Annotated in this window: 10 protein-coding genes; 9 read left to right on the top strand and 1 reads right to left on the bottom strand. The window is 67.6% G+C overall.

Going from position 1 to position 10261, the window contains the following annotated elements; genetic code table 11:
- Positions 1–319: 319 nt before the first annotated feature.
- A complete protein-coding gene (locus AB0H36_RS47275; protein ID WP_360538702.1) occupies positions 320–670 on the bottom strand; it encodes a hypothetical protein in 351 nt (116 codons plus the stop codon).
- Positions 671–1418: 748 nt separating this feature from the next.
- Here AB0H36_RS47275 and AB0H36_RS47280 point away from each other — a divergent pair.
- The 9 genes from AB0H36_RS47280 (at position 1419) to AB0H36_RS47320 (ending at position 10191) form a co-directional block, all read left to right on the top strand.
- Positions 1419–2468, top strand: a complete 1050-nt coding sequence (locus AB0H36_RS47280; protein WP_360538705.1) for a D-2-hydroxyacid dehydrogenase — start codon at positions 1419–1421, stop codon at positions 2466–2468.
- Between the two features lie 73 nt (positions 2469–2541).
- Positions 2542–3279, top strand: coding sequence for an IclR family transcriptional regulator (locus AB0H36_RS47285; RefSeq protein ID WP_360538708.1), 738 nt, complete (start codon positions 2542–2544; stop codon positions 3277–3279).
- Between the two features lie 247 nt (positions 3280–3526).
- Entirely contained in the window at positions 3527–4900 is a 1374-nt protein-coding gene (locus AB0H36_RS47290) for an MFS transporter (RefSeq protein WP_360538711.1), read from the top strand.
- Positions 4897–5667 carry an SDR family oxidoreductase gene (locus AB0H36_RS47295; protein ID WP_360538714.1) on the top strand — a complete coding sequence of 257 codons (771 nt, stop codon included), beginning with the start codon at positions 4897–4899 and terminating at the stop codon, positions 5665–5667. Before AB0H36_RS47290 ends, AB0H36_RS47295 begins: the two co-directional genes overlap by 4 nt.
- A gap of 82 nt (positions 5668–5749) precedes the next feature.
- Positions 5750–6766, top strand: a complete 1017-nt coding sequence (locus AB0H36_RS47300) for an L-idonate 5-dehydrogenase (RefSeq protein ID WP_360538717.1) — start codon at positions 5750–5752, stop codon at positions 6764–6766.
- A 54-nt stretch (positions 6767–6820) separates the two neighbouring features.
- Complete coding sequence (locus tag AB0H36_RS47305) at positions 6821–7747, top strand: NAD(P)-dependent oxidoreductase (RefSeq protein ID WP_360538720.1); 927 nt, start codon at positions 6821–6823, stop codon at positions 7745–7747.
- The gene (locus AB0H36_RS47310; protein ID WP_360538723.1) at positions 7744–8307 is read left to right on the top strand and encodes a gluconokinase; all 564 of its coding nucleotides are present in this window, start codon (positions 7744–7746) and stop codon (positions 8305–8307) included. The genes AB0H36_RS47305 and AB0H36_RS47310 overlap by 4 nt, the downstream gene beginning before the upstream one ends.
- 10 nt (positions 8308–8317) lie before the next feature.
- Positions 8318–9778 (top strand): NADP-dependent phosphogluconate dehydrogenase, encoded by a 1461-nt coding sequence (gene gndA / locus AB0H36_RS47315; protein WP_360538726.1) that lies wholly within the window; start codon positions 8318–8320, stop codon positions 9776–9778.
- A complete protein-coding gene (locus AB0H36_RS47320) occupies positions 9775–10191 on the top strand; it encodes a nuclear transport factor 2 family protein (RefSeq protein WP_360538729.1) in 417 nt (138 codons plus the stop codon). Before gndA ends, AB0H36_RS47320 begins: the two co-directional genes overlap by 4 nt.
- Positions 10192–10261 lie beyond the last annotated feature (70 nt).

The raw sequence follows: 10261 nt of genomic DNA on the forward strand, positions 1-10261 counted from the left end.
TAGTTCTTGCGGGCCATGGTTCTGGATCATCTCGCTCTCTCCAGCAGATGCTCAGCTGCTGGATTCGGCGTGTCCAAGAACCAGGGTCAGGGCCCTACACCCCGGCAGTAGGTCAACCTACCGGCCAACCGGGGTGGTGTTCGGGCGAAGGACTCGGTTCCCCTCGAGCGCTGACCAGTTGTTTCCCGAATACCAGCACCTGGCCGTCGGAGGCATCATCTGCGGCGGGCACAACTACGCCTCATACGTTCGCGCCCAACATGTGGATCCACGCACGCCCTGGTACGGACTCGGGCTAACTGCCCGCCGCCGGATGTTGCTATCCCTCCGGCGGTACGGGCGCCCGTACCACGGTGGCGGTGCCGTCGGGGTCCGTGACCGTGCAGCTGACCGCGTTCGAGGCAAGGCCAGTCTTCTTGCCAAACGCCTTGGCGACGATTTCTACGCCCCCAGTAGGCGTAAAGGTGATCAATAGCAGGACCATGTGCTGGTCGTCGATCCACCGGCTCGCCGAGTCGCCGGGCGTGCCGACGACCGTGATCGCGCCTTCGGCGCAGGCGACGGTGAACGTCTCCAGACCATGTCCGGGCGGGGCGTCGGCGCCGGCCGGCAGCGCGGGCAACGCGACCGCGGCGGCCGTTGACGCGCCAAGTGCGAGAAGTCGCTTCATGTGTTCCCCCCGGTGAGGTGGCTTAGGCATCCACTATCCCGCAGCCAGCGTGCTCCAGTCTCGTGTTTGAGCGATCGCGTCTTACTTCCACCGCTAGTCGGAGGATCGCTGGCGGGTCGCCGACCCCGAAGGCAACGAGATGGTGATCGTCAGTCGGACATGAGCTCGCGTTGCTCCGATCGATCGAGTCCGGCCTGCCACCGATTCTTGGCAACGATCTGGGCACGCTCCGACGTAGATCGTCCCAATGAACACCGACCTCGCACCCCCTGCCCACGCTCCTCACGCAGGACCGCAACTGACCACTGCACTCAAGCAGGTACCCAGAACATATGTTCCCTTAAGTCTTCGTAACGATGTCTTCCATGTAGCCCACGAAGGCTCCTTGAGCAGGCCTTGTGCTCCAGCTGTAGACCGTGATCGCGCTGGTCGGGCCCGGCAGCAGACGTGTGCGGCCAGGTAGGTCACACTCCGAATGACGCGAGCGCTTCGGTATCAGAAGTGTTAGCGGGCGTCTTCGGAACCGGCGTCGAGCAGCTTGGTCGGGTCGTCGCCCACTACGCCGGAATCGCCGAACGCACCAAGAGCGCGCGTCGGGTCACCGAGCTAGCTGGGGTTCTGACGGGACTGCTGCCGGACGGACGGGGCATGTCCAGTCCAGTGAACATCTTTCCGTCTGTGGTCCGGCGTCGTATGCTGCGCTGTAAGCCAAGTCCGCTACCGTGCGGGGGGAACCTGGAGGAGTTCGGTGTCGTCCAGCATCAAGATCGCCATCGCCACGCCGCTCGAGCCCGGCCTGCGGCCTCTGCTGACCGAGGTCGACCCGCGGGTGGACCTGCTGGTCGACGACGCCCTGTTGCCCGCGCAACGGTTCCCCGGCGACCACGAGGGCGACCCGGGGTTCCGGCGGACGCGCCGCCAGCAGGCCGAGTTCGACCGGCTGCTGGCCGAGGCGGACCTCTTCTACGGGATCCCGGACAACAAGCCGGCCGCGCTGGCGTCGGCCGTTCGGTCGAACCCCCGCCTCCGCTGGGTTCAGACGATGGCCGCCGGCGGCGGTGCGCAGGTGAAGGCGGCCGAGCTGACGGCCGACGAGCTGAGACGGGTGCAATTCACCACGTCAGCCGGAGTGCACGGCCGCACTCTCGCCGAGTTCGCTCTCTTCGGGGTGTTGGCGGGAGCGAAGGATCTGGCCCGGCTGCAGGCCCAGCAGGCGGCCCGGCAATGGACGGATCGGTGGGCGATGAAGCAGGTCCACGAGCAGACGGTGCTGGTCGTAGGCCTCGGCGGGATAGGCAAGGAGACAGCCCGACTGGTCAAGGCCCTCGGCGCCACCGTGCTCGGCACGAAACGACAGCCTGAACCGGTCGAGTACGTTGACGAGGTGCACCCGATCGAGGCCGTGTCCGAGTTGGTCGGCCGTGCGGACGCCATCGTCTTCACCTTGCCCGAGACCACCGCCACCCGGGGTCTGTACGGCGCCGAACTGATCGCCGCGACGAAACCCGGAGCGACCATCGTGAACGTCGGGCGCGGTACCGTGATCGACGAGCCGAGCCTGGTCGACGGGCTGCGATCGGGCCGGCTGGGTGTGGCCTTCCTGGACGTGGTCGCCGTGGAGCCACTGCCCGCAGACTCACCGCTGTGGGCGATGCCGCAGGTCGTGATCGCACCACACACAGCAGCGTTGAGCCCGCATGAGGACCGCCGTATCGCGGAGCTCTTCGCGACCAACCTGCACAGGTTGCTCAACCGGAAGGAACTGCTGAATGTCGTCGACATCACGCACTTCTACTGAGGAACCCGGGCACGAGCCGCCGGCCGCGGTGCGCCGTTTCCGGTCCGACGGCGAAGGCAGTCCGGCACCTGCGGTGACGAGGGCCGCAGCGATCCTCGACGCACTGGAGGTCGCCGGAGGTGAGCCCCTGGGAGTCAGCGACCTGGCCAGATCCCTGGGCATCGCCAAGTCCTCCACGTCGCACCTGTGCCAGGCCCTCGAGGACGCCCGCATCATCCAACGGCGCGAGAACGGCTACGTCCTGGGCCGGCGCACGGTCGAACTGGCGGGCGCCTACCTTTCGGGATTCGACGAGGTCCGCAGCTTCTACGAGCTCTGCTCCCGCACGGTGTCCCTCCGGGACCACGTCGTCCAGATCGCATTGCTGGACGGCACGGACGTGCTCTACCTCGCGCGGTACGAGGGGCGGTCACGGTTCCGGTTGGCGGCCAACATCGGCGAGCGGTTCCCGGCCGCCCTGACGGCGACCGGCCAGGCCCTGTTGGCGGTCCTGCCACCGGCCGAGGTCACCCGCCGTTTCCGCGGCGTGGAGATCCCGCATATGACCGACGCTTCCTTGTCCGGCGTTGCGGCCCTGCAGGCGCGGCTCGCCAAGGCGCGTGCGGACGGCTACGCGTTCGACGACGAGGGCGTGCATCCCGGCGTCATCGGTATGGCCGTGCGACTGACCCCGCGTCAGGCCGGCGGCCCCATGCTGTCCCTCGGCGTGACCGTCCTGAAGAACCTCGCCACCGAGTCCATGCGCGAGAAGTTGCTCGGCGAACTGAAGTCGGTGGCGGCCGCCCTGAGCAACCCGCTCATCTTCGGCTGACCCGAAACACTCGCTGCGGGTCCACCCAGCGCGACGCGACGACTCTGCCCGTTGTACGGCGCAGAGCAGCTTGCCATGCCCGCATTCGCTCCTCCCGAAATTCATCCGGTACCACCTATTGAACGCTGTTCCGTAGGTGGTTATGGTGTGCGTCACGCAGTGCCCACTTCGCGAAGCTCTGGGACTCCAGTTGGGCGCTCCCGGTTCACGACATCCGCCCCATGGCCCCACAGGTCTAGGAGGACGCATGACACAACAAGCCCAGGACTCGGCAGTGGACCACCGCGCACAGGTGCCCCCCGAGCAGTTGCGCAAGGCGACCCTGGCCGCCTCAGTGGGCAGCGCGCTGGAGTACTACGACTTCGCGCTGTACGGCACCGCATCGGCGTTGATCTTCGGCAAGCTGTTCTTTCCTGCCTTCGGCGTGAACCAGGCGCTGATCCTCAGCTTCGCGACGTACGCGATCGGATTCCTGGCGCGGCCCCTCGGTGGCCTGTTCTTCGGCATGATGGGCGACCGGCTGGGACGCAAATGGGTGCTTACCTTCACGATCGCGATCATGGGCCTGTCCTCCACCTTCGTGGGGCTGCTGCCCACGGCCGCCACGATCGGCGTCTGGGCACCGACGATCCTGGTCGTGCTGCGACTGCTGCAAGGATTCGGGGCCGGCGCCGAACAGGCCGGAGCGACCGTGCTGATGGCCGAGTACTCCCCCACGAAGAAAAGAGGGTTCTTCTCCGCGCTGCCCTTCGTGGGCATCCAGGCAGGAACTCTGCTGGCGGCCGCCGTGTGGGCCCTGCTGGGCCTGGCCCCCGACGAGGTACTCTACGGCTGGCTGTGGCGGGTACCGTTCCTCGCCTCGATCGTCCTGATCGCGTTGGCGTTGTTCATCCGCCTTCGGCTGCGGGAGTCCCCGACGTTCGTCGAGCTCGAGAAACAGGAGCAGATCGCCGAGCATCCGCTGCCCGAACTGTTCCGTACCGCGCGCAGGCAGGTCTGGCGCGGCATCGGACTGCGGATGGGCGAGAACGGCGGCTCCTACCTCTTCAGTACCTTGTCGATCACCTTCGTCACCTCGAGCGCCGTCGGTCTCGGCAAGTCAATCGGACCACTCGCCGTCGCTGTCGCCTCGGGTATCGGCATACTGACTGTCCCCCTGGCCGGAGCGTTGTCGGACCGCTTCGGAAGAATCCCGGTCTACCGCAGCGGAGCCGCCTTCCTGACCTTGCTCGCCTGGCCGGCCTGGTACCTGCTCTCGCTCGGCAATCCTGCCCTGGTCGTCCTGGTCGTCGTACTCGGCGTGAGCCTCGGCGTGAACACGATGCTCGGCGCGCAGTGCGCGATGTTGCCGGAACTCTTCGGGAACCGGCACCGCTACATCGGCGTCGCGGTGTCCCGCGAGTTCTCGGCCGTCATCGCCGGCGGCGCGGCGCCGCTGCTCGGTGTCTGGTTCCTCTCCATGACCGACTACTCGTGGTGGCCACTGGGCCTCTACACCTTCGTGCTGGGTCTCATCACCGTCGTCAGCACCTTCATCACCCCCGAGACCCGGGCACGCACGCTCACCCGGATCGAGGACGTTCCCCTCGCCGGCACACAGAATCAGCGGGGAGCCGCATGACACACCCACTGTTCGACATCACCGGGCGCAAAGCCCTGGTCACCGGATCCTCCCGCGGAATCGGCCGCGCGCTGGCCCACGGTCTCGCCGAGGCGGGCGCAGAGGTGATCCTCAACGCTCGTTCGGCCTCCGCGCTCGCCGTGGCGGCCGGCGAGATCAAGCGGGATACCGGTGGCACGGCCCATGCGATGCCGTTCGACGTCACCGATCCGGCCGCGGTCGCCGCGGGTATCGCCGAGATCGAGGAGACCATCGGTCCGCTCGACATCGTTGTGAACAACGCCGGGATGCAGCGACGGGCGCCGTTCACCGACTTCACCGTCGAGGACTGGAACGCCCTGCTGGCCACCAACGTGACCAGCGCCTTCCTCGTCGGTCGCGAGGTCGCCGCTCGCATGAAGCCACGCGGCCACGGCAAGATCATCAACATCGCGTCGCTGCAGTCGGAGGTCAGCCGGCCGGGCATCGCGCCGTACGCCGCGACCAAGGGCGCGATCAAGATGCTGACCCGCGGCATGTGCGGCGACCTGGCCGGGTCGGGGATCTGCGTCAACGCCATCGGTCCGGGCTACTTCGAGACCGAGCTGACCAGCGCCCTGGTCGCCGACGAGGCCTTCTCAGCCTGGGTGCGCAGCCGCACACCTGCCGGTCGCTGGGGCAAGGTGGATGACCTGGTCGGCACGCTGATCTACCTGGCGTCCGACGCCTCCGCATTCGTCAACGGCCAGATCGTGTACGTCGACGGCGGAATGCTCTCCGTGCTGTGAGCGCCAGGCAACAACCGTCGGGTCCCGGCGCAACGCCGCGACCCGACGGCTCTGGCTCCGCACCTCGATCGAAGGGATAGACATGTTGGCGCTGGTGGTCCATGGGCCGGGGGATCTGAAGTTCGACGACTTTCCCCAGCCGTCGCCGGATCTGGGTCAGGTCCTGGTGCGCAACACGCACGGCGGCATCTGCGGCTCGGATCTTCACTACTACCGGCACGGCGCAGTGGGGGCGTTCGCACTGCGCCAGCCGCTCGTCCTCGGCCATGAAGTCGTCGGACGTGTCGAGAGCGATCCGTCCGGCACGCTGCCCCGGGGCACTCCGGTGGCTGTCCATCCCGCGTCACCCTGCGGCGACTGCCCCGAGTGTGCAGCCGGGATCCGCAACGTCTGCCGCAACGCGCGGTATCTCGGGTCGGCGGCAAGCTTCCCGCACACGCAAGGGGGCTTCTCCGAGTACATGATCGTTCGGCAAGACCAGTTGCGGGTGTTGCCGCCCACTCTTCCGTTGTCGCGGGCTGTTCTTGCCGAACCGTTGGCCGTCGGCCTGCACGCGCTGAACCGGGCCGGTGGCGTGGCCGGGGCGAAGGTCCTGGTCAGCGGATCCGGACCGATCGGAATCCTGGCCGCGGGTGCGGCGAAGGCCGCGGGCGCCGACGAGGTGTGGACCACCGACTTGCTCGACCTGCCCTTGAAGATCGCACTCGACGCCGGCGTGGATCGCACCGTGCGCATCGGCACCGACGAGCTGCCGGACCAGTACTTCGATGTGGCTCTCGAGGCGTCGGGAGCCACGGTGGCGGTCGGCCCGGCGCTGGCCGCCGTACGCCGTAGGGGCGTGCTGGTGCAGCTGGGCATGTTTCCGCCCGGCCCTCGCCCGGCCGAGCTTTCCGGCCTGGTGGCCAAGGAGATCGATGTTCGGGGCGCGTTCCGCTTCGACACCGAGCTCGACGAATCCATTGGCCTGCTTGCCGGTACCGGCGTCCTGGACCCCGTGATCACCCACACGTTCGACCTGTCCGACGCGGTCGCGGCGATGGATGTGGCCGCCGACCCCGCGTCGTCGGGAAAGGTCGTCCTTCGGTTGTCCGACTCCTGAAGGTCGCCGGAGCAGTACCGAACCGCTTTCGAAATGACGACAAAAGGAACTCTCATGACCGCCAGCAATCAGATCGATGCTTCGACCGCCCGGCAGGGGAACACCGTAGGCCGCGTGGGGGTGGTCGGACTCGGAGTGATGGGTCACGCCATCGCCACCCGCCTGCAACGAGAGCTCGGCGGGCTCGCTGTCACCGACCTTCGACGAGACGCCGCGGACGAGCTCGTCGCCCAGGGGGCGACCTTCTACGGCACCGCCGCGACGATCGCCGCGCACTGCGACATCGTCGTACTGTCCCTGAACACCGCCGAGATCGTCGAGCAGGTCGTGTTCGGCGAACAAGGCGTCCTGGCTGGGTGGACCTCCGACCGGGACGGGTTGATCATCGACATGTCGTCGATCGCGCCGGACCGCACCCGCGACTTCGCCGAACGGGTCGCCGAGCAGCGCGTCCACTGGGTCGACTCCCCGTTGTCCGGCGGCGCCCCCGGAGCGCTGGCAGGCCGGCTCAGCCTCATGGTCGGCGGCGACGACGCCTCGGTCGGCCGGGCCACCGCAGTCCTGGACCACCTCGCGGCCAGAGTGACCCACGTGGGCCCGAGCGGCGCGGGCCAGTTCGTCAAGCTCATCAACCAGATACTCGTCGGGATCGGGTTCAGCGCACTGGCCGAGATCTCGGCGCTGACCCGGGCTGCCCGACTGGATCCGAAGGCAGTGCTCTCCTCCTTGACAGGCGGCCGCGCCGATTCCGCGCTCTTCCAGGAGTTCTTCCTCAAGTTCGCCGCAGCCGATCTCACGCCCACCGGAAATATCGCCAACATGGTCAAGGACCTCGGCACGGCCGCCGCCGCAGCCCACTCCGAGGACCTCGTGCTGCCCCTCACCGAACTCGTGCTCGCTCAGAACCAGGAACTGGTCGACCAGGGACTCGGTCGGGGTGACAACGCCAACCTGATGCGGCTCTACGGGCAGGTCGAGTGACGGCGACAAGCTCTCCCCCGCGGCACCCGGTGCTCGTGATCATGGGTGTCTCCGGGGCCGGAAAGACCACGGTCGCAGGCATTCTCGCCGCGCAGCTGGGGTGGGACAACGCCGAGGGAGACGACCTTCATCCGCTCGCGAACGTCGTGAAGATGTCCGCCGGCGTGCCGCTGACCGACCAGGACCGCCGGCCCTGGCTGGACCAGGTAGCGGCTTGGATCAGAAGCCACGCCGAGGCCGGCGTTCCCGGCATCATCACCTGCTCGGCCCTCAAGCGCAGCTACCGGGACCAGTTGGCCGGCGACAACGTGGTCTTCGTGCACCTCTCCGGCTCCGCGGACCTGATCGGCCGGCGGCTCACCGAGCGAACGAACCACTATATGCCTGCCACGCTGCTCGCATCCCAGATCGCCGTACTGGAACCGCCGCAGACGGACGAGAACACCCTGTCGGTCCTGGCCGAGCGGCCACCCGCCGAGATCGCGGCCGAGATCATCCGTCGCCTCGAGCTCACCCCTGAACCGGACCACCAGAAGCCGTCGTACTCATCCCCAGCCTGAGGAGAATCACGTGTCGTACGTCCCTACCGCCAAGGCCGACATCGGCGTCACCGGACTGGCGGTGATGGGGTCGAACCTGGCCCGCAACCTTGCCCGGAACGGATTCGTCACCGCCGTGCACAACCGGTCGTACGCCAAGACCAAGGCCCTGATCGACGAGCACGGCGCCGACGGCACCTTCGTCCCCTCCGAATCCATCGAGGACTTCGTCGCCTCGCTGGCCGTCCCCCGCAAGATCCTCGTCATGGTCAAAGCAGGTGACCCGACCGACGTAGTGATCGACGAACTCGCCACGCTGGTGGAACCGGGCGACATCATCATCGATGCCGGCAACGCCAAGTTCGCCGACACCCGGCGCCGACAGGCCGGCCTGCAGGAGAAGGGAATCCACTTCGTCGGCTGCGGTGTGTCCGGCGGTAAGGAAGGTGCCCTGAACGGCCCGTCGATCATGCCCGGCGGTTCGGCGGAGTCGTACGAGTCGCTCGGCCCGATTCTGGAGAAGATCTCGGCTCACGTGAACGGGGCTCCGTGTTGCACGCACATCGGCACCGACGGCGCCGGGCACTTCGTCAAGATGGTGCACAACGGCATCGAGTACGCCGACATGCAGCTCATCGCCGAGGCCTACGACCTGCTCCGCCGCGGAGCCGGACTCGCCCCGGCCGAGATCGGCGAAGTCTTCGCCGCCTGGAACAAGGGCGAACTCGGCTCGTTCCTGATCGAGATCACCGCTGAGGTGCTCGGTCACGTCGACGCCGAGACCGGGCGACCGTTCGTGGACATCGTCTTGGACGCAGCAGGCATGAAGGGCACCGGCACCTGGACCGTGCAGACCGCGCTCGAGCTGGGCGTCCCCGTGTCGGGCATCGCGGAGGCAGTCTTCGCCCGTGGTCTCTCCTCGACGACGGGCCTGCGTGCAGCCGCTGCTGGCAGGCTGCCGGGGCCGACCGGCGCGTGCGCGGTCTCTGACAAGGACACGTTCGTCGAGGATGTCAGGGTCGCGCTCTACGCCTCCAAGATCGTCGCCTACGCCCAAGGCCTGGACGAGATCTCCGCGGGCGCGGCGGCGTACGGCTGGTCGATCGATGTCGGCGCGGTGGCACGGATCTGGCGCGGCGGGTGCATCATCCGGGCGAAGTTCCTGGACCGGATTGCCGAGGCCTATGACGTCGCCGCCGGCACCGAGCTTCCCGAGTCGTTGCTGTTGGCACCGTACTTCACCGACGCCATCACAGCCGCGCAGGACTCCTGGCGCAATGTCGTCGCGGGAGCCGCGAGAGCAGGTATCCCGACGCCTGGCATCGCGGCAGCGTTGTCCTACTACGACGGTCTGCGATCGGAACGGCTGCCCACCGCCCTGACCCAGGGCCAGCGAGACTTCTTCGGCGCGCACACCTACCAGCGTGTGGACAAGGAGGGGACCTTCCACACCCTGTGGGCCGGCGACCGCACAGAGAGGCAAACCGCATGATCCGCCCAGAAGGCGAACTCGCCGCCATCAACCTCGCGATCGGGGACGCCGAAGCGTCCGCGGATCGAGCCTTCTTCGAACGTCTCCTCGCACCGGCCTTCAGCATGGGCCGCCCGGATGGCGTGCGCTTCGACGACCGGGCGACCTTCCTCGACTCCTTGACCGTCAGCTCGCCACGGCAGACGCGCATCGAGTCCACGACGATGTTCGACAATCGGGCGGTCGTGGTCTGCGCGGTCTCCAAGGCCACTCCGGCCGGGGCGCAGCATTTTCGCAACATCAGGGTCTTCACCCGGCAGTCCGACGGTGCAGGCTGGCAACTGGTGTCGTGGGTCAACGAGCCGCTCGCCGCGCTCGGCATCGCCGGCGACGCTGGTGTCCCCGAGGACGCGACGCCGGTCGGTGGTGCCTGATGCTGGTCGCCAGGATCCAGGTCACGGCCGGACCCCACCAGGGCGCACGAACGTACGCCGACGTTCAACT

It is taken from the genome of Kribbella sp. NPDC050820, assembly GCF_040653975.1.
Classification (GTDB): domain Bacteria; phylum Actinomycetota; class Actinomycetes; order Propionibacteriales; family Kribbellaceae; genus Kribbella.

Excerpts from the sequence above, each read along its gene's own strand:
- AB0H36_RS47275 (WP_360538702.1), bottom strand. The coding sequence starts at position 670 with ATGAAGCGACTTCTCGCACTTGGCGCGTCAACGGCCGCCGCGGTCGCG.
- AB0H36_RS47290 (WP_360538711.1), top strand. The coding sequence starts at position 3,527 with ATGACACAACAAGCCCAGGACTCGGCAGTGGACCACCGCGCACAGGTG.
- AB0H36_RS47295 (WP_360538714.1), top strand. The coding sequence starts at position 4,897 with ATGACACACCCACTGTTCGACATCACCGGGCGCAAAGCCCTGGTCACC.
- AB0H36_RS47300 (WP_360538717.1), top strand. The coding sequence starts at position 5,750 with ATGTTGGCGCTGGTGGTCCATGGGCCGGGGGATCTGAAGTTCGACGAC.
- AB0H36_RS47305 (WP_360538720.1), top strand. The coding sequence starts at position 6,821 with ATGACCGCCAGCAATCAGATCGATGCTTCGACCGCCCGGCAGGGGAAC.
- AB0H36_RS47320 (WP_360538729.1), top strand. The coding sequence starts at position 9,775 with ATGATCCGCCCAGAAGGCGAACTCGCCGCCATCAACCTCGCGATCGGG.